Below are 19,999 nucleotides of genomic sequence, written 5' to 3'. Positions count from 1 at the left end.
TTTAAAGCAATGAAATTTAATGGTTTATAAGGTGGTTATAGTTTCTGCCACACAGCATTGCTGCCTGGCTGCTGGCCTCGAGTCCACCAGCGCGCTTTGTACTTCTGGCTTTGAAAGGTCACAATGCTGCCCCCTTGATAAGCCGTACTTGCATTCCACGCATTGCTGCTATCGTCTGTTGTTACTAATTGCCACGCTTGACTTTGATCTGGTCGCTGACCTTTTACCCACCATTTAGCACGATAGGTTTTCCCCTTATAAACAGCGGTATCTCCAGCGGTATAGACTTTATTTGCTTGCCACGTGTCACCTTCTGGTGGTGTCGGAGGCGTTGGCGGGGTTACTTTGTTAGTGACAGTGATATGTAGCGGAACTGTTTTGTTTAACATCCCATCAGAGACCGTAACCTGTCCGGTATACTCAGTGTCTGCAGTCACTTCAGGTGCGGTGACTGTGATTGTTGAACCAGCGCCTATATAGCTCAACGCATTGGGCAACTGCCAGTCAAAAGTCAGCGTGCTTTGCTCATCGTCAAAGGCATGAACATGCAAGTGCGTACTGGTATTTTCTTCTAATGTTAATGGCTGTGGCGTATGTACTGTCGGCGCAGTGTTAACTGGTTGCTTTACAATACTTAAATTGTAGCTATGCGCTGTGTCACTAACAAAAACCTGATTGGATGCCGGGTTTTGATGATCGAACGTCACATCACCTGATCCCGACTTAACACCAATTTGAATCAAATCAGGGTTATCTTGCACAACTTGCTGAGCCAATTGCATCGCCCAATCTAATGAGTGCTCGGTAACTTTAAATTGCTGCTGAATGAGCTCTTGTCCGTTAGCATCAAACAAACGTAGCCATACAGTGTCACCTGCTAATGCGTCTTGCCCCTGCTTTACGTAAAAACCAGCAGAATGCCAAACCACAGGTTCGGGCGTGCTATCTGTGCGTTCGATTGTAATATCACTGCAGTTATAAAACCCTTCTCCGACTACATCATCTCTTTGCCAGCGGCTATATAAGATTGCATCACCTTTAAACTGCTCAGGTATAGCAACCGTCATTTCATAATATCGTTTACCATCTGGGGCCATAAAAAATGCGACATTGCCATGTTCTTGCACCAACTCAAGCTGATCCCAACGCAATGACTCTGTGTTGATCGCAGTGCCTGGTTTGGTTAAATAAAACTGCCAAAAACTGGGGTTGTGTGGTGTAGTGGCGCGATATCGGACTTTTATGTCCCCGTTACTATTTGGCTTAACCACCGTGCGCTGCCAGTCAGCAGAAGCGATATTCATACCGGCTTTATTGGCATCGCCAGCGGCGCATAACTTGCCATTTGGCACTGCCGCTTCAACCGCAGTTTGATTATTAAAATCTGCCACGTTCGCTGCAAATTCATGCCTTTGAATAAACTGCACATGATCGCTTTTCACAAAGGCAGCTCGACATGCCGCATTTGGAATATTGCTACCATCTTTTGGCCACCAAAACCCCCCTTGCTCTTGGCAGATGGTTTGTCGTGCTTTAGGGCTATCCATATATCCGTGGGCGTTCACCTGCTGTATTGCAGCCACAGTGATCCCCAGCGCCACCGCTGTTAGTGTTAATTGTTTTTTCATAAGTTTCCCTAGGGCCGCAAGCGACCCTTGAATTAGACTGTGTGTTTTTCGCTCTCTAAACCAAAATGCTTAAAGGTCACACACTTTTTGCCAAGCACCACCGTCTGACGGCGCACTATTGGTCCACCACTTCGCCTTAAATACAGCTTGGTTGTGAATAATATGGTCGCCACCTAACGCGTGACTTGGCTGTCCAGCCCAATTAGTGCGTGGCCAGTTCGGATAGGTATTAAGCGTTGATACATCAATGCCATTACATTGTTTGTCTGATGGGGGGGTGCCATCACCTGGGTCGGGTGTGTCGTTATTAGCAATTGGCAGCGCTGGGTACTCTGTTGCAAACGCATACTTTTTACCGTCTTTTTCAATCACGAAATTTACCGGCCCAGTAATGGGCATGTAATACATCACTTGCGCATTGACTGTTTCGCCTTTTTTGAAAGACTCAAGCTGGTCACCCCATTGATTCTTTAAGGTGATTGAAAAGCGATGGAATTCATTTTCAAATCCGCCAATGTTATTACCTGACGTATTTGAGTTGTCTAATTCAACTTGCATCCCAAGCTTTTTCTGTGCATTCCAATTTGACTTGAAAATAGCAGACGTTGACGTTGGCACGTTGAACGATATTTTTGCCCCTGTTAAATCGATTTCTGAGTGGTTCGTAAAAGCAAAAGTAGGTCTGATCGGATAGTTTTGGTCACCGACAGGGAAGTCTTTGGCAACAAACCTCACATCGACCGCCGTTTCAGGTGGTGTAAACTGCGAGTCCCCTAAATGCGCTCCATACGCTTTGCCACTTTGATTAAAAGTGTCATACGCCAACGATGTCATCGTCGAGCCCATAAAGTATTCACCCTTATTGGCATCAAATGCATAGTCACCGGCAAGCTCCCAGAACATCACGCCACCTAAGTCTTTATCAATAACATAATCTAACTTTGTCTTCATAGACTCAGTATCTTCTATTGATAAGAACACTTTTTTCTGGGCATTCCACAGCCAAGGGGCCACGGCTACATCATCGTAATGACGTTCATATTTCCCCGTCATAACATCATCAGGATCAGACTCTGGCGTCAGGCCATAGGTAGCCAAGTAACTAGGTACTATGCCATTTTCTAAGTTTTTAGCATGCCATAACGGGTTGCTACCTGCGGCCACTTCTTGACCATTTTCAAGGTCGTGCCATAAGTTATCGATGCCAATCGCGCCGTTACCACATTTGTTTTTGTCACCAATGCCGGTGCCTTTAGGGCAATCGCTTTGATTTGGCAGCGGTGCACGGCCCCATAAGCCATTCTCCCCGCCGTTAACACCTTGAAATCCTCGGGTGTAATACGGCAAACCAATATTAATTCGTCCGGACGGTAATGCGCCTCTGAAATAATTCACCGCCCAATTGGTATTCAAATAGCCAATACCACCAAACTCTTTGGTGCCATACACATTCCACACTTTCAGTTCTGAATCTTTACCAGTGTCGAATAGCGGTGCATTGTGCCCCACATGGTCGTTCCATGCGCCGTGTAAGTCGTATGACATAATATTCACAAAATCTAAGTATTGCGCAGTTTGAAAGGTTTCCATACCGCGTAATAAATAGCCTGATGACGGTGAAGCAATGGTCAACATATAATGCTTGTCATCAGTTTCACCGGCTTTATCAAGGGCCTCACGTAATGCTTTCATGAGTACTTGATAAGATTTATTCAGCCCTGCACGACGTTGATTACTGATCTCAAAATCTTCAGGGTGGCCTGAGTCTTTCATTGACGATGGGTATTCGTAGTCTACGTCTAAGCCATCAAAGCCATAGGTCCGTAAAAACTCAACGCTACTGGCAACAAATGCGTTAATACCTGCGTGATTAACGCTGCCATCTTCATTGGTTGTCATGGTGTAGAAACCACCACTGGCAACACGCTTACCTGCTTCGTCAAAAAAGCCGCCAGTTTCAGCCCAACCACCGACAGAGATCATGGTTTTTACGTGAGGATATTGCTGCTTATATTTATTTAGGAGGTTAAAGTGACCCGTATAAGGGAGCGCAGGATCCATCTCAGCACCCGCGACACCCGGCCACGTCATATTGGTTGCCGCGTTGTTTTCGGCGTTTGGGTTACCAATACTGATTTCATTTTCGGCATTAACATGAGCAAATGCATAGTTGATGTGGGTGATTTTATCCCAAGGAATATCTTTAACTAGGTAACTCGGTTGATCATTCTTACCTGTTCTCCAGCTCGTAAAGTAACCAATAACACGACGAGGGTGATCAACCCCCATTTTTTCGCGCCCCTCACTATCGTATATGTCACAGTAAGCAGGTGTTACATCCGGCGTTTGATACAAACCGGCAGGGCGACAGTTTTCATGACTATCTGGCTGGTCGCCTTTTTCTTTTACTGTAAATACCCGTTGTACTACTTCCGACTCAGCGCCATGTTCATCAATTGCACTTAACGTAAATACCTGACGACCTGCTGCTTTCGCTTGCCAATCGAACTGGTGTGTTAGCTCAGTCGTTTCAACCAGTACCTCGCCATTAAGACGCAACACTTGCTTGAGTGTATCTTCATCTAAGTCATTTGCTTGAAGTGTAAACCCAATGCTAGCACCCACTTCAAGCTCTGAAGGCAATTGCGCTGCAAGACGCACAGTGGGCGCGTTATTGGTGTCTTTCGGTAAAGTGTTTACGGTTACTTTGCGACTAATAGAACGTCCGGTATCTCCATCATCATCTAATGCGACAGCATGAAATTGATGTTCACCGACCTTTGCTTGCCAATTAAACAAATACGGGGCACTGTCTAACACACGCACGAGTTCATCATCATGATACACCGCAACCTGTTTTACTGCGCCATCACTGTCGGTCGCTGCAAACTCAATGATAACGCTGTCATTTTCAACCACAGTAACATCAGCTGCAGGCTTCAGCCAATCAACACTTGGGGCTTTATTTTCAGAATCTAGCGATGAGCACTCACCTAGTTTACTCCACTCTTGCCACTGACCTGAACGTAGCTTCGGAGATGTTTTGTTCCACCAATTGGCTTTATAAGCAACATCATCTTGTTGAACTTGATCACCACTGGTGTAAATGGTGTTTGTTTGCCACTTATCTAACGGGGCACAATCAATCGCAGCGAATGCTGAACTACTCAGCATAGCGGCTGTTATTGCGCTAAATTGAAAAATACGCTTATGTTCGCGTGAATACGGCATGAAACCTTCCTATTTTGTATGTTTTTTGTTATTTGCGCCACTTAATAGTTACAAATGTACCCATAGGTAGACACGGCGCAGAATTCTACACTCGAAAAAACCAACCACAAGGGGTTAGTAAAAATAAAAATAAACACAAAAAAGGATTAGAAATAAAATAACATAACATTTAGAAATACAGTGAAACCCATTGTATTTATTGATAAAAACAAGACAATAACATGAATAAAACCAAAAATTAGCACAAAATTCACACCAACATTTCTTCTTTATGTGTATTTCATTCGTTACAAATAAAGCATATCAAACCAGTAACAAAACCCAAAAGTACCAACAGAAATCGTATCCCTAATATTTTTTGACTAAATTAAAGGTTGGAAACTTGCTCTTTATGAATAAAATTAGCGATTTAGATGATCTCAATACGCTATAATCAGCGCTAACAAATTTGAAAAGGTCGCGGATAAATGAAAATAGTTAAACTGACATTGTTAATTGTTGTTACATTTTTGGTGGGTTTTTTGAGTGGCCTTTACGCACTGCCAATTATAAGTGCCCCCGCTAGTCCAAGCATGTTAGAACTCGCCACCGCTAAGCAAAACGTAAAGTATAAAGGGCAATTTGTCAGCTCATTAAAAGATTCAGATTTACTACATTTTGCTAAAGGTGACGTGAATATCTCGACAAACACCATCTCTTTTCAGGGCACTATTGCGCCAGGGCCTGATTATAAGTTGTACTTAGCAAAGCAATTTGTAGAAACAGAAACTGACTTTATGCGTTTGAAATCAGAAATGATCAGTATTGCTGATATAAAAACATTTGACGCTTTCATTGCTAAAGTACCTAATAATATTGATATTGAAGAATTCAATACCGTCATAATTTGGTGTGAAAGCTTTTCTCAATTTATTTCTGCGGCGCAATATAAAATATTAATAAAAAATGAAAAAGCCATTTAATACTTGGGTATTAAATGGCTTTGCATTGCTGGGTGTTGTCAGTACCTAACGAACTGACATGCAATGATTTTTTCTACTAATCACGCAGCTTGGGAGTGATCACTACCTTGACGAATAAGATGGTCGAATGCGCCTAGGCTTGCGGTAGCACCCGAGCCCATCGCTATAATAATTTGTTTAAATGCACTGGAAGTAACATCTCCTGCTGCATATACCCCAGACATTGAAGTAGCGCCTTTGCCATCTACTTCAATTTCACCAAATTGAGTTAATGCAACCTCTGAACCTTGCAGCCATTCACTGTTGGGAATTAGCCCAATTTGAACAAAAATACCTGCAACACTTAATTCATATGCCTCGCCGTTGTTACGGTCAATATAACTTAACCCTGTCACTTTTTGGCCATTGCCAATCACTTGGGTTGTTTGTGCACTCTTAATAATGGTGACATTACCTAAACTACGAGCTTTATTTATCAAAACTTCATCTGCACGCAACGAGTCAGCAAACTCAAGTACGGTCACATGATCAACGATATTCGCTAAATCAATGGCAGCCTCAATACCTGAATTTCCACCTCCAATAACAGCAACCGGTTTACCTTTGAATAATGGGCCATCGCAATGAGGGCAATACGCAACCCCTCGGCCTTTATATTCAGCTTCTCCTGGCACATTCATGCTTCTCCATCGAGCACCTGTCGCGACAACAATCGATTTGGCTTTCAACGTTGCACCACTTTCAAGTTCAATGCTCAGTAATTCATCTGCAGATACGCTGAGCGCTCTTTGCCCTTTCATAATATCGACTTCATACTGATTAACGTGTTCTTCTAATTGCGCTACCAGTTTGGGGCCTTGTGTTGCTTGTACAGAAATAAAATTTTCTATGCCGAGTGTCTCTGATACTTGCCCTCCAAATTTATCAGCAACAACGCCCGTTTTAAGCCCTTTCCTAGCTGAATAAATAGCAGCAGAGGCACCAGCTGGGCCACCGCCGACAACCAACATGTCAAAAACGTCTTTTTCGTTTAGCTTTGCTGCTGTTTTTTCTACCGATGTACTGTCGACTTTATTTAATATGTCACTGAGTGTTACCGCTCCCTGTGAAAAAAGCTCTCCATTTAAGTACACCGCGGGTACTGCCAATATATTGCGCTCATTGACTTCATCTTGGAATAGCGCACCGTCAATCATGGTTGCGCTTACATGTGAGTTGGTGGCAGCCATAAGGTTAAGCGCCTGCACAACTTGTGGACACGTTTGGCAACTTAAAGAAATATACACTTCAAAGTTAAGCGGTTTATCAAGTGATTTTATTTGTTCAATTTCATCATTTGAAGCTTTTGCAGGGTGGCCCCCTGTTTGTAACAATGCCAAAACCAATGATGTAAACTCATGTCCCATCGGCACACCTGCAAACTCAATGTGGGTGTTAGATATGGGAGAACGAACAACCATACTGGGCGTTCGTGCACCAGGCTGCTCTGAGTTCTTTATTGAAATTTTATCACTCAGCGATGCAAGATCGTCCGCTAATGCTTTAATTTCTTTTGATTTATTGCTGTCATCTAGGGCAATGATCAACTCAATCGGGTTATTAATCGCACTAAAGTGGCTTTGTAGTTGGTGTTTGATATTTTTATCGAGCATGCTTAGGTTCCTCACAGCAATAAGTTACGTAAGGGGCGACTATGTCGCCCCATTGGCAGTATTTCCTATTAGATTTTTCCTACTAAATCTAACGACGGTGCTAGAGTTTCTTCACCTGGCTGCCAAGATGCAGGGCATACTTCACCATCATGACTTGCAATGTATTGCGCCGCTTGTACTTTGCGTAATAGCTCTTTTGCACTTCGACCAATACCTAAGTCGTGTGTTTCGATTACTTTGATTTCTCCCTCAGGGTTAATCACGAATGTGCCTCGAAGCGCAAGGCCTTCTTCTTCAATCATTACACCGAAGTTACGTGTGATGCGTCCTGTTGGGTCGCCAATCATTGGGAATTTGATTTTCTGAATTGTGTCAGACGTGTCATGCCATGCTTTATGCGTAAAGTGCGTATCAGTTGATACCGAGTAAACTTCTACGCCCATTTCCTGTAACTGTGCATAATAGTCAGCCACATCGCCCAATTCCGTAGGGCACACAAATGTAAAGTCAGCCGGGTAGAAGAAAACAATAGACCACTTGCCAAGTAAGTCTTGTTCACTTACCTCTACAAAATCACCGTTATGGTATGCTGTTGCGTTAAAAGGTTTGATTGTTGTGTTTATTAAAGATGTGCTCATTAGTATTCTCTCTTAGTTTAAATAATTAATGTATGTTTCGAACATGTAGTCTGTGTTCGTTTGGCTTGGTAACTAAGATAGTGGTTTTGAATAAACAAATAAAATTGATTGTTTAGATTAAACTAATCGATATTATGGATGGAAATCTAAATACACTCGCTTTTCGCGATGAAAGTCCGATGAGTGTGACAAAACTTCCCGCAAAGAGTGCACCTAAGGTATACTGACATACGTACAATACTGATAAATAACGCAACAAAGAGTAAAACATGCACCCATACATGAATCATATCCAACTTGGCTACTTTGGCCTTTTGCCGTTCTTAGCCTGCGTGTTTTGGCCGTTACTTCTGGGGTCATCAATAACCGCTATTGATACATTTATTTACTATAGTTTAGGTATTCTTGCCTTTATGGCAGGCACTTTGTGGCGAGCTGGTGAGCAGTCTAATACCCATGCAGTAATGGCTGTATTAGTTGTGATACCCTTTCCTCTTTTAGCAATATTCGATTCATCGGTGGTATTGCTTTACCTTGCGCTGAGCTACCCAATTGTGTTGGTTTTTGAAAGAGGGATGGCAGCTTGGCAGAACTATCATAAAGATTATCAAAAAATGCGTTATGTTCTAACCTCAGTTGTTTTTGTCTGCCATTTATTTATGTTGGCGCAAAGTATCGAATTATCCCGAGGGTAATCTATTTTGCTAATTTATCTGCTATACATATAGGTGAGAGTTCAAAAAGGTATGCACATGGCAGTTAAATTTTATCTAATACTAATTTGGCTAGTAGTTGGACTATTCACAATGTGGAAGTTGAATCAACCAGACTTTTATTGGGATACATTTGAAGAGATATTTTGGTTTGGATTAACGACCTCATTAATTGCGTTGAGTGTACCCCACCTTAAAAGCAAACTCTTACTTTTCGGATGGAGTGTATATAGTATTGGATTATTGCTTGATATCACTGACGACTTTATTAGTGATAGTGACATGCCCCTACTAATTTTTGATACTTCCCTAAAAAATATCGGCTTTTTGATAACATGCTACGGTATGCTTACAATGATTTTAACAAAGCGCGGTGTCATTGGTCAGCTTAATGATGAGATCAAGCAGCGAGAAAAACTTGAAGCACAACTGCGCTTTGAAGCAAACCACGATCCTCTTACCGGCATAGGGAATCGCAAAGCGTGTTTTGAAACATTTAATGAGCTCAGTGACAAGCAGCCAGTGCTTTTCTACTTTGACTTAGATGATTTTAAACAAGCAAATGACAAATATGGTCACCATGTGGGAGATAATATTCTAAAAGCATTTTCCGCATCGTTAATAAAACAATTTGGTGATGACTATTGTTTTAGAATTGGTGGTGATGAATTTGTGGCGTTTGGCGAGAATAATGAAAATGATCTCAGCACCTTGCGTGACGCTTTACTCGAACAAATTTTTGAATATGGTGTGGGTTTGAGTATTGGTACGGCAAAAACAGACTCCAAAGAACAACCAGATACCATTGTTCAACGGGCTGATTCTAGCATGTACTCTGATAAAGCCAGTAAAGTTGTCCGAACACGTCCTAGAACTCTGTAATTTTTTACACTTAATTAGATTTACCTCAATAACCTCAGTAGTTGTTGTAGCACTTTCGTTAATTCACTGATACCCTCATTACGGTAAATCGATAAAGAGGGACAACCACTTGTTAGATCAACTATTTAGTAATAAACAACAAAAGAAAAAAATCGAGGATCTAGAACGCGTCGTCGCGCAGTTGACTCACGAAAATACACAGTTAAAAGCGCAAGCCGACGACTTAAACGACAAGTTAGTTCACTCCCAGGCTCAACTCAATGACAACACGGATAACCAATTATTACAGTGTGCTATGCATGGCTTATCTCAGATCCAAGGGATCAGAGAAACCGTGTTACAAAGCTTTATCGACATAGATAGAGAAAGCCAATCAATCAATCGTGTAAATAAATCTTTTGAAACATCAGAAAGCTCTCTCAAAAATATTTTGCAGGGGATGGAGAGCTTAGCCAGTAATATGGGAGATATGACAGACAACATATCTGGCTTATCGCAAATGGCCGACAACATTAATACCTTCGTCACCACGATTTCAAAAATATCTGACCAAACCAATTTGTTAGCACTGAATGCTGCTATCGAAGCGGCCAGAGCCGGTGAAGCAGGCCGAGGCTTTAGTGTGGTTGCTGACGAAGTGCGCGCACTGGCAAATAATACAAATGAATCAGCAAATGAAGTGTCTGATTTAGTGAAAAAAATCATTGATACAACACAGCTCACCGTCAATGCAGTCAGTGTGATACAAGATTCAAATCATAACCTATCTGGCAGTATTTCACATTTGAATGATGAATATAAAGATATCGTCAGTAGTTGTGGCTCGATGAAAAACACCATCATGAGTGCTACTACTCAAACCTTCCTGCAAACAGTAAAACTTGATCACGTTGTATGGAAAGGGAATGTATACAACCACCTAATCGGTGCAGATACACAATCAATTGATAGTTTTGCAGATCATGCAAGCTGCCGCTTAGGAAAGTGGCTCAAAGGTGATGGTGCCAAACAATTTAGTAACCATTCAGCATTTAAACGCATAGATGCACCACACAAAGAAGTACACAGAGCAGGTGTAGAAGCCATGATGTTATTTTCTTCGGGAGATAAACAAGCCGTCATTGTGCAGCTCAATAGAATGGAAAGCGCCAGTGGTGATGTTATGGCGTTACTCGACCAACTTACACAAGGTCATTATTAACCACACGTCATCAATTGGGTGAGCATATTTTGTGTGTTTACCCAAGCGCATTATTCAATGATATACTCTGCCCGTTTTTATTGAATATGGTTTTACATGATTTTAGATAAGCAATGGCGAATTCTGACCGTTGGGGATGGTGATTTAAGCTTTTCTTCAGCGTTACATACTCACTTTTCACCAAAACACCTTTGTGCCAGTATTTATGATTCTGAACAGCAGCTCAGAAATAAATATGAATCACATGCACTCGATATACTGACGAGCCATAATGTTCCTGTATACACTGAATTTGATGTAACACACGTTGACTCGTGGCAGAGGCTGATCAAGCATAGTTTTGACGTCGTCATCTTTCAATTTCCATTAGTGCCCGGTTTTACCAGCAAATCAGAGTTTGACAAGCAGCCTTTGTCCATCAATACCCTGAATAGACGTTTGCTGCGCTGCTTTATCAGCTATGCAAGTCAATATGCGCTAGACCCTGAAGGTGAAATGTTATGCTATGTTACCTCAAAAGATGTAAAGCCCTATTGTGAGTGGGATTTAGAATCGTCATTAAACCATGGACTTGATATTAAGTATTTAGGGCAATCTAAGTTTGATATCGGGCAATTCGGTGGCTATAAAATCCGTAATGTAGATAGAGATAAACATGTAAAAGATACCAGTGGTACCACCTATGTTTGGTCAAAAAAACCTAACCAGGCACTGAGCTCACAGCTTGTTATTCCGCATTATTTACAGAATAACCACTGCCCTTTTTGTCGAGTTGGTCCTTTTATGACGGACAAAGACAGAGATGCCCACATGAATTCAAAAAAACACCAAGCAATGACTCAACATCAAAACGATTGGTTCAGATACCTTGATACGTTAAAGTGTTAATAGGGCTAGACTAGGTCAATAAATAAAAAATTAAAAGATACATAATGTAACCTTCGAGTTCTTAAGGCGTTAACAGCAATAATAAAGTATACAATATCCTTGAGAAGCTTGAGATCTCACAGTAGACTGACGCCTTTACGATACTTCAGTTCCAGTGAGCCCCATGATGCCCGCTATCAATAAAGATACATTATTTGCTATTGCCTGTTTACTCTGTGCAATGGTAACAATCCAATCTGGTGCATCAATCGCTAAGCAGCTATTCCCTTATGTGGGCCCTGAAGGCACAACAGCCTACCGGCTGGGTTTTTCTGCGATTATTCTCTGTATGGTTTTCAGGCCTTGGCGACGCCTACCAAGTAATTGGATCCCAATTATTGTTTATGGATTGTGCTTAGGTGGCATGAATATTACTTTTTATTACGCCATTGAACGGATCCCGATTGGTATTGGCGTTGCGTTAGAGTTTACCGGTCCACTGGCTGTAGCGCTGCTGGCTTCTAAACGTAAGCGAGATTATATTTGGGTTGGCTTTGCAATACTTGGGATCGTGCTTCTTTTACCCAACATGGGCAGTGTAGATGGATTAGACCCCGTGGGAGTTGTTTTGGCATTGATAGCAGGAGCATGCTGGGCAGGCTATATTTTATTTGGTAAGAAAACCGGGAATCATGGTTCTGGCGGTGCAACCGTTGCGCTAGGTATGAGTGTTGCAGCCATTGTTTTAGTGCCATATGGGGTTATTTCACAAGGGGCAGCCCTACTTAATTGGCAATTAATTCCGCTTGGGATCATGATTGGCTTGCTCTCAAGCGCATTACCATATAGTTTGGAAATGGTTGCACTACGTAATATGTCGGCACAAAGTTTCAGTATCATGATGAGTTTAGAACCTGCTATTGCGGCACTCGCAGGGTTTATGATCCTCGCTGAATTACTTACCCCCCTTCAGTGGTGCGCAATTTTTATGGTAATAACCGCCTCAGTAGGCAGTTCAATGTCAGGGTCAAAAACAACTTAGCTCACTGATAGCCTATAAATCATAATAACTTTACGTATGTGTAATAACGCCACCAGAACAACAGTTCCTATAAAATAAGATAAGCGGTCGAATATCACCAAAAATATTCGACTCGCCATCCAACAGCACATTAATACAACGTGCTGTTGGGGTCACCTTGACTATTATTAGGGGCTAACAGAGTTAGATCAATGTTATCGATCTCTTCAATGTTGGGAAGCGGCATTAAGTACTTCTTCAGCCACTGTTCTTGTTCCCAAAGTACATGCAAAATGCTTTCTTTAGCTCTATAGCTATGCCCCTCGTGCGGGAGCATAACCAGTCTAGCCTCTTTTCCAAGTCCTTTCATTGCCGCGTACATTCTTTGCGACTGCATTGGGAAAGTGCCTGAATTTGGATCTTCAGCACCGTGGATCATTAACATCGGCTCATTGATTTTATCTACATGGAAAAACGGAGACATATTGGCATAGACACCTTGCGCTTGCCAAAAGTCACGCTCTTCACCTTGGAAACCAAACGGTGTTAAGCTTCTGTTATAGGCACCACTACGCGCAATACCAGCGACAAATAAGTCAGAATGAGCAAGTAGGTTGGCAACCATAAACGCACCATATGAATGCCCGCCAATGGCAATACGCTTTGGGTCTGCGATGCCTTGATCAACCAACACGTCCACAGCAGCTTTAGCACTCGCAACCAATTGCGATCTAAAGTTATCATTCGGTAGTTGTGCCCCTTCCCCTATGATTGGCATTTTAGGATCATCAAATACTGCAATACCTTGAGCCAAATAAGGCATTGGCCCCCAATATCCAACATAAGGGAATGCGTAAGGAGACTCCCTAACTTGCGAGGCAACTTGCTTATTTTTGTATTCTAATGGGTAAGCCCACATTAACACGGGTAAAGGCCCTTGAGATGGGTCATAATTTGCGGGCAAATACAGGTTACCCGTTAGTTGGGTACCATCACTACGTTTGTATTTTATTTGTTCCTTGGTTATCCCTTGAAACTCTGGATATGGATGCACAAATCGTGTTAACTGCGTCAATGAGTCAAATGTTAAATCTCGAATAAAGAAATTTGGCTGCTCTAGTTTAGATTCACGTAGAGTAATAAACCTGAGCCCTTCATCATCTAACATCGCCCGTACACGCTCATAATAAGGTGCTGAAGATTGCCATAAGCGCGTTGTGCTGTTGGTTTTCACATCATAACGATCTAAAAATGGCTTATTACCTTCTTTACTCGCGCCATTGCCACGCAAAAATAAATACCGGCCACCGACTAACTTTAACACGCCTACGCCCAAGTCATTTTTAGTCATAATAAATCGACCTGGATTATTGTATGCATCATTATAACTGCGCTCAGAAAAAATCACTCTGCGCTCATCCGCATTTCTCGGGGAAATAACCGATGTACGCACTGTGCGGCTAGCGAACTTCCATTCAGTCAGCAAAGCAATATTTTCATCAGCCCATTGAATAGATGAAAAGCGATCTTTTACTTTGGCAAATAACTCAGGCTCACGCTTAAACGGTGAACTGATGCTATATAAATAATCATGATGTTCAGCTGTTTGCTTCATGTTGCCACCGTCTTGAGCTTCAGCCCATAGCACCGTGGCCCCTTTATCTTTTCGCCATTGAAACTCTCTTGGACCAGTGCGTACACTATCAAACCCTTGTGGAATCGTGTCTGCTAAGGGTTGTTGCGCGAGTTCATATAAAGGAAAACCCGTCATACCCCAAACTTGCCATACCGTTGCAAAGCGAGAATAACGTACTTGATAAGAAAATGGCTCATCAATCATTCCGACAATGAGATTGGTTGAATCAGGAGAAATCGAAAAAGACTTTAAATACGTTGGTTTACCAATCGCCTTAGCTCGGCCATCTAAAGATAGCTTGGCCAACTGGCCTTGCGCGAAAAACTTAAATTGCGCTTCGTCAAACGGGTTACTTAGTAAGTTCTGGTATGTACGTGCGGGCGCTTTAACACCGCTACTTTGTTGAATGATAGGCGCAGGCTGTTGTGCACTTTCTGATAGTTGCGGCTTTCCATGGTTAACGGCAAAGTTAACGATAAAGCCACTGCTATCGGGCAGCCACTGGTACGCTGTAGAATTGACAACACCATTGAGCGTTGTTGTCGTCATTTGTCGTACTGTTCGAGTTTTTATATCAAACAGCCATAACGTCGCTTTGCTATGTTGCTCTACAATAAAGCTGATAAACTGACTGTTTGATGCCCATTGTACGTCGCGTAATTTACCTTTAGGTAACCCGCTAACTTTGATAACTGAGCCTGTTTCCACATGTTTCAATTCAATTGCCGAATACATACGAGATGAATTTCGCATAAAGGTTGCAGGGTTAAACTTAATGCCTGCTAATGCTTTTTCTGGCAGTGTTAACTCATCTAATGCAACAACCCTTCTGCGCTTTAATAAGGCGAGCCATCGACCATCAGTGCTGAGTTTACTTTGTGGGATCAACTCAGCATCAACCACTTTTGCTAGATTTGAAGATGGTACTTTATACCCAAAGTCTGACGCATGCGCACCCCAAGTCATCAATAACCACCCAACCATCATGCTATAAAAAAGCCACTTCCTCATTTTGTAATAGTCCCTGCATTCAAATGACAAACTTCGCCATAATATACGTGAATAAAAGAAAAATGCAGCCCAATAAGATACTTTTAACCTGAGCTAATGCTTTTTTGCCGTGTTTATTTAAGCTAAAATGCACTTTCGTCAACAGCAAGTCCATACTTTAGGCAATAAGCACCTCTATGAAAAACAATAAGCCAGAAAAAGTAACCATCTTCGATGTCGCCAGAGAAGCTCAGGTGTCTAAATCAACCGTCTCTTTAGTACTTACCCAAAGTGATAAGGTGAGCGATAAAAGTAAAGAGAAGGTTTTAAAAGCCATCGATGTATTGGGCTATGTTTACAATCGAGATGCCGCAGCCCTTCGCAGTAAACGCTCCAATCTCATCGCTGTTGTGATTAATGATTTAACAAACCCCTACTCTGCTGAGCTAGCCGTGGGTTTAGAAAAACATATTTATGCCCTTGGAATGGTACCAATGCTCGTAAATACAGGCGAGTGCTACGAACGTCAAAAGCAAGTAGTCAATACACTGAAAGAGTATAATGTCGCGGCGTTTATTATGTGCCCAGCACCTGGCACTGAGCAAACATGGACAGACAACCTTGTTAGTAATGGCTTTCCAGTCATTAATATTATGCGAGAAGTGCCATATTCTAGTGCACCAACTATTTTACCTGACAATCAAAAAGGGACGCATCTAGCAACGTCGCATATTTTAGAGCAAGGTATTACAAACATTGCCTTTTTAGGGGGAATTGCCGATATTTCTGATTACCATGAACGTATCGCGGGGTTCAATTCAGCATTGAAACTAAAAGGTATTCACGACAATAAACGCATAATCCAAGCACCTACCAACCGCCAAGGTGGGAGAGAAGCCTTTAATAAATTAATTAAAGAATCACCTAATGTTAAAGCGATTATTTGCTTTAGTGACGTCATAGCTTATGGCGCTATTGAAGCAATGCGTCAACACAATTTAGTCCCAGGTAGAGACGTTAAAGTAGTAGGCTTTGATGACTTAGCGGATTCCTGTTTAATGCAGCCCGCCTTATCATCAGTGCGGATAGATGCCAATGATATTGGTAAACGAGCTTGTCAAACCCTTGGGGAAATTTTAAATAAAGCGCAACCAGCGGCAAGAACTTTGGTTGATGTGTCTGTTCAAATACGTGAATCCTCTTTATGAATAAAAAAGTCTTGGTAATTGGCTATGTGTGGCCAGAACCAAACTCGTCTGCCGCCGGCAGTCATATGATGTCTATCTTACGCTTCTTTAAAAAGCAACAATGGCAAGTCGAATTTGCTAGCCCAGCCCAAAAAACCGAACACATGATCGATTTAGCTGAAGAAGGTATTTCTACCAAAGACATTCAGCTAAATTGCGCTAGTTTTGATGAATATATTCAGACGTATGCACCTGACATTGTCATGTTTGATCGCTTTATGATGGAAGAGCAGTTTGGCTGGCGAGTAGATACTTATGCACCAAATGCACTAAAAATACTAGATACTGAAGATTTGCAGTGCCTAAGAAATGCTCGCCATGATGCTCACAAAGCACAGCGCGAGTTTTCTCACTTAGATTTAATGAGCGACATTGCAAAACGTGAAATAGCAGCAATATTACGCTCTGATATGAGTCTGATCATTTCAGATCATGAAATGGATTTATTAGATTCAGTGTTTAACGTCGACCCATCGCTGTTACATCATTTACCTTTTATGGTCGACCTAGATGCTATTACACAAGAGACCCCTCACTTCGCTCAACGTCAACACTTTATGACTATCGGCAATTTTCGCCATGCGCCAAACTGGGATGCTGTATTATATTTGCAAGAGATTTGGCCACGCATTAGAAAGCAGATCCCTGATGCAGAACTGCATATTTATGGTTCTTATCCACCACCAAAAGCCACCGCTCTCAATAACCCAAAAACGGGCTTTTTAATCAAAGGCTGGGCTGATGATGCACTCGAAGTAATGCGTAACAGTAGGGTATGCTTATCTCCTCTGCGGTTTGGTGCTGGGATAAAAGGCAAACTATTAGAAGGTATGATCACCCAAACTCCCTGCGTCACCACACACATTGGTGCTGAGGGTATGCATGGTGACCTGCCATGGCACGGAGCAATAGCAGATACAGCCAGTGAATTTGCAGAGAAGGCTATCGAGCTTTACCAATCTGAGACACACTTTACACAAGCTCAACAAGCTGGCAATACATTACTTTCGAGTTTTTATGATCAAAATAAGCTGCAAAAGACATTGCTAGAAAAAATACATTTCATTATGAGTGATCTCCAAGCGCATCGTTCTAGTAATTTCACAGGTCAAATGCTTAAACACCATACCATGCGTAGCACAAAATATATGGCGCAATGGATTGAGGCCAAGAATAAACCTTAACTTTGCCTTTTAGAATACCGCACTGAATAAGTACAGTACGGTATTCTTTGCGAGACTAAGTTAAACTTTAAATTTACTGGCAATCTCTTGTAATTGCCCAGCCAAGTCCTTCAATTCTTGACTTGCCGCTGCTGATTGGTTGCTGGTTTGCTCACTCAATTCCGCAGAGTCGGTCAAAAACGTGATATTCTGATTAATATCTTCACATACCGTAGATTGCTCGTTTATAGCCACCGCGACTTGATTGTTCATATCATTTATCACACTAATTTTACCTAGTATCTTGTCGAGCGACTCTTTTGTTTCAGATGAAAGTTGAACGGTATTGAGCGCTTCACTAGAACTTTCATTCATACTCGAAACCGCTTTGTTGGTGCCTGACTGTAGTGATTCAATCATTGTTTGGATTTCCGTGGTTGAATCTTGGGTGCGTTTTGCCAAGCTTCTGACTTCATCGGCAACAACCGCAAACCCGCGCCCTTGCTCACCCGCACGTGCAGCTTCTATTGCGGCATTCAATGCTAATAAGTTAGTTTGTTCCGAAATATTACCAATCACCTCAACCACAGCGCCTATATCTTGGCTACTTTGCGCAAGCGTTTTAATATCTTGCATCGCATTTTCTATTGTAGATGAAAGTCGTTCTATTGCTGCCACCATTTGCTCAATGAGCGACAAGCCCCCTTCAGCTGATACTTTAGCTTCGTTTGCTGAAGAAGCTGAACTGCCTGACAATTTTACAACTTCCTGAATACTATAGGCCATCTCATTCAACGCAGTTGCAATTTGTGCACTGCGATCTTTTTGCTGAGATACAACATCTTGTGTCTCACCAGCAATTGTGGATGATAATTGTGCTTGTTCGGTCAGTCTGTGGCCCGTGCTAACAACACCCGAAATGGCCATACTCAAATTATTCGACATCGCTGCCATTGAGGCATAAATACCGGTTGCTTCAGACTTCCCATCAAATTGTTGGGTAAAGTCACCATTGGCAATACGTTCTGCGACTGCTGCAATCTCTAGCGGTTCCCCGCCAATTGGACGACGGATCACATTAGGTAATGTCGCGGCGAGAAATAAGCCACAAATCACCGCTATCGCTGAAATTACGGTAACAACCTTTAACAGAAATTCAGTGGTGTTTTTAACTTCAGGGCCAATTTCATCCTGTTTTGCTTTTACACCCAGTTTGAGATTTTCTAAGTTATCAGCAACCTGTGCACCAATTGGATTTAGTTTTTGATTGATAATGGCATTGCGAGCGCTAATAATCTGTGTAATACGATCAAATGCTCCTAAATAGTTTTTGACCGACGTTTTTATACTATTTAATTCTGCTGTTATCTCAGGAAACTTGCTGATGTCCTCGTCAAGAATCGCTAGTAGGTTTTGCTTTAATTCAAGCTCGGCACGTTTCTTATCAGTTTCACTATTGGTTACTAGATATTTAACCACGTACAAACGCCCTAACAACAAAAACTCTCCCGCTTTAGCGATAGCATAAAGCTCCTGCGAATGCTCCATATCATTTAATTTGTCTAATAACTTGGTAAATTGCAGACGAATATCTTTGCCTTCAGGGTTTAATCGGTTGTTTACGACCTCATGCCGCTGCGCTATCAAACCTTGAACTTCTTTAAAAGAGGTATCGTATTGCTTAAGTAAGTCTCTGCTTTTAGTTAATATACGCCTACGCTCTGGGTCCTTAACTTTTATCTCTGCAGTATCAAAAAAGCTATCTAGCTTGGTCATACGTTCATCGTATTGCTTAAGGATGGTTGGGCTACTATCCGATAAATACTTTATCACCCCAATACGGGCATACAGCAGATTGGCCTGCATCCGGCCTGATAAATTTGTTTCAAGGGCCAACCCCCGGTATTTTGTGAACCCACTTTGCGCTGAGTTCAATCCGTAATACCCAGAAATACTCACCACAACCAAGAGTAGAATTAGTAGTGAAAAAGAAAGCCGAAGCTGCTTGCCTAACGCCATACCCTGAATCACACTTAACATAATTGCCTCTACCGCTATTTTATTAAACTGAGTATAAGATAAGATCATGAAATAGTTTGGACCTAAATCAATTAAGTGCAAATTATTCAATTATATTCAGCTGCTTAACAATGAAAAAAACACGGGTT

Annotated in this window: 14 protein-coding genes; 8 read left to right on the top strand and 6 right to left on the bottom strand. The window is 41.9% G+C overall.

Annotation, left to right across the window (positions count from 1 at the left end):
* Positions 1–35: 35 nt before the first annotated feature.
* Together PCIT_RS19625 and PCIT_RS19620 are read right to left on the bottom strand one after the other, a co-directional pair.
* Complete coding sequence (locus PCIT_RS19625) at positions 36–1,628, bottom strand: lytic polysaccharide monooxygenase (RefSeq protein WP_010362143.1); 1,593 nt, start codon at positions 1,626–1,628, stop codon at positions 36–38.
* A 69-nt stretch (positions 1,629–1,697) separates the two neighbouring features.
* Complete coding sequence (locus PCIT_RS19620) at positions 1,698–4,859, bottom strand: glycosyl hydrolase family 18 protein (RefSeq protein WP_010362142.1); 3,162 nt, start codon at positions 4,857–4,859, stop codon at positions 1,698–1,700.
* A 467-nt stretch (positions 4,860–5,326) separates the two neighbouring features.
* On the opposite strand from PCIT_RS19620, the gene PCIT_RS19615 reads away from it, so the two are divergent.
* Positions 5,327–5,821, top strand: coding sequence for a DM13 domain-containing protein (locus tag PCIT_RS19615; RefSeq protein WP_010362140.1), 495 nt, complete (start codon positions 5,327–5,329; stop codon positions 5,819–5,821).
* 80 nt (positions 5,822–5,901) lie between these two features.
* Here the strand turns inward: PCIT_RS19615 and ahpF are convergent, their stop codons facing one another.
* Together ahpF and ahpC are read right to left on the bottom strand one after the other, a co-directional pair.
* A complete protein-coding gene (ahpF, locus tag PCIT_RS19610; protein WP_010362139.1) occupies positions 5,902–7,473 on the bottom strand; it encodes an alkyl hydroperoxide reductase subunit F in 1,572 nt (523 codons plus the stop codon).
* A gap of 68 nt (positions 7,474–7,541) precedes the next feature.
* A complete protein-coding gene (gene ahpC, locus PCIT_RS19605; protein ID WP_010362138.1) occupies positions 7,542–8,111 on the bottom strand; it encodes an alkyl hydroperoxide reductase subunit C in 570 nt (189 codons plus the stop codon).
* A gap of 269 nt (positions 8,112–8,380) precedes the next feature.
* Between ahpC and PCIT_RS19600 the strand changes: the two genes are divergently transcribed.
* The 5 genes from PCIT_RS19600 to PCIT_RS19580 all read left to right on the top strand — a co-directional run bounded on the left by PCIT_RS19600 (position 8,381) and on the right by PCIT_RS19580 (position 12,816).
* Positions 8,381–8,806, top strand: coding sequence for a DUF3429 domain-containing protein (locus PCIT_RS19600; protein ID WP_010362137.1), 426 nt, complete (start codon positions 8,381–8,383; stop codon positions 8,804–8,806).
* A gap of 57 nt (positions 8,807–8,863) precedes the next feature.
* Complete coding sequence (locus tag PCIT_RS19595) at positions 8,864–9,706, top strand: GGDEF domain-containing protein (protein WP_010362136.1); 843 nt, start codon at positions 8,864–8,866, stop codon at positions 9,704–9,706.
* 109 nt (positions 9,707–9,815) lie between these two features.
* Positions 9,816–10,907: a methyl-accepting chemotaxis protein gene (locus PCIT_RS19590; RefSeq protein ID WP_010362135.1), complete on the top strand. Its 1,092-nt coding sequence runs from the start codon at positions 9,816–9,818 to the stop codon at positions 10,905–10,907.
* Positions 10,908–11,003: 96 nt separating this feature from the next.
* Entirely contained in the window at positions 11,004–11,795 is a 792-nt protein-coding gene (locus PCIT_RS19585) for a class I SAM-dependent methyltransferase (RefSeq protein ID WP_010362134.1), read from the top strand.
* Positions 11,796–11,961: 166 nt separating this feature from the next.
* Positions 11,962–12,816 carry an EamA family transporter gene (locus tag PCIT_RS19580; RefSeq protein WP_010362133.1) on the top strand — a complete coding sequence of 285 codons (855 nt, stop codon included), beginning with the start codon at positions 11,962–11,964 and terminating at the stop codon, positions 12,814–12,816.
* Between the two features lie 130 nt (positions 12,817–12,946).
* Here the strand turns inward: PCIT_RS19580 and PCIT_RS19575 are convergent, their stop codons facing one another.
* Entirely contained in the window at positions 12,947–15,418 is a 2,472-nt protein-coding gene (locus tag PCIT_RS19575) for an alpha/beta hydrolase family protein (protein WP_010362132.1), read from the bottom strand.
* Between the two features lie 200 nt (positions 15,419–15,618).
* On the opposite strand from PCIT_RS19575, the gene PCIT_RS19570 reads away from it, so the two are divergent.
* Together PCIT_RS19570 and PCIT_RS19565 are read left to right on the top strand one after the other, a co-directional pair.
* A complete protein-coding gene (locus tag PCIT_RS19570) occupies positions 15,619–16,629 on the top strand; it encodes a LacI family DNA-binding transcriptional regulator (protein WP_010362131.1) in 1,011 nt (336 codons plus the stop codon).
* Positions 16,626–17,852, top strand: coding sequence for a glycosyltransferase (locus PCIT_RS19565; protein WP_010362130.1), 1,227 nt, complete (start codon positions 16,626–16,628; stop codon positions 17,850–17,852). The genes PCIT_RS19570 and PCIT_RS19565 overlap by 4 nt, the downstream gene beginning before the upstream one ends.
* Positions 17,853–17,912: 60 nt before the next feature.
* On the opposite strand, the gene PCIT_RS19560 is transcribed toward PCIT_RS19565, so the two are convergent.
* On the bottom strand, positions 17,913–19,919 hold the full coding sequence (locus PCIT_RS19560; RefSeq protein ID WP_157592863.1) for a methyl-accepting chemotaxis protein: 2,007 nt from the start codon (positions 19,917–19,919) through the stop codon (positions 17,913–17,915).
* Between the last annotated feature and the right edge of the window lie 80 nt (positions 19,920–19,999).

Source organism: Pseudoalteromonas citrea (genome assembly GCF_000238375.3).
In the GTDB taxonomy this organism is placed as follows: domain Bacteria; phylum Pseudomonadota; class Gammaproteobacteria; order Enterobacterales; family Alteromonadaceae; genus Pseudoalteromonas; species Pseudoalteromonas citrea.
The sequence above is the reverse complement of the archived record's forward strand: the minus strand, read 5'-3'. Positions and strand labels throughout refer to the sequence as shown.

What these genes read in the sequence shown, in the direction of transcription:
- PCIT_RS19615 (WP_010362140.1), top strand. Translation starts at nt 5,327, where the DNA reads ATGAAAATAGTTAAACTGACATTGTTAATTGTTGTTACATTTTTGGTG.
- PCIT_RS19620 (WP_010362142.1), bottom strand. Translation starts at nt 4,859, where the DNA reads ATGCCGTATTCACGCGAACATAAGCGTATTTTTCAATTTAGCGCAATA.
- ahpF (WP_010362139.1), bottom strand. Translation starts at nt 7,473, where the DNA reads ATGCTCGATAAAAATATCAAACACCAACTACAAAGCCACTTTAGTGCG.
- PCIT_RS19560 (WP_157592863.1), bottom strand. Translation starts at nt 19,919, where the DNA reads ATGATCTTATCTTATACTCAGTTTAATAAAATAGCGGTAGAGGCAATT.
- PCIT_RS19585 (WP_010362134.1), top strand. Translation starts at nt 11,004, where the DNA reads ATGATTTTAGATAAGCAATGGCGAATTCTGACCGTTGGGGATGGTGAT.
- PCIT_RS19570 (WP_010362131.1), top strand. Translation starts at nt 15,619, where the DNA reads ATGAAAAACAATAAGCCAGAAAAAGTAACCATCTTCGATGTCGCCAGA.
- PCIT_RS19600 (WP_010362137.1), top strand. Translation starts at nt 8,381, where the DNA reads ATGCACCCATACATGAATCATATCCAACTTGGCTACTTTGGCCTTTTG.
- ahpC (WP_010362138.1), bottom strand. Translation starts at nt 8,111, where the DNA reads ATGAGCACATCTTTAATAAACACAACAATCAAACCTTTTAACGCAACA.
- PCIT_RS19575 (WP_010362132.1), bottom strand. Translation starts at nt 15,418, where the DNA reads ATGATGGTTGGGTGGTTATTGATGACTTGGGGTGCGCATGCGTCAGAC.
- PCIT_RS19580 (WP_010362133.1), top strand. Translation starts at nt 11,962, where the DNA reads ATGCCCGCTATCAATAAAGATACATTATTTGCTATTGCCTGTTTACTC.
- PCIT_RS19625 (WP_010362143.1), bottom strand. Translation starts at nt 1,628, where the DNA reads ATGAAAAAACAATTAACACTAACAGCGGTGGCGCTGGGGATCACTGTG.
- PCIT_RS19595 (WP_010362136.1), top strand. Translation starts at nt 8,864, where the DNA reads ATGGCAGTTAAATTTTATCTAATACTAATTTGGCTAGTAGTTGGACTA.
- PCIT_RS19565 (WP_010362130.1), top strand. Translation starts at nt 16,626, where the DNA reads ATGAATAAAAAAGTCTTGGTAATTGGCTATGTGTGGCCAGAACCAAAC.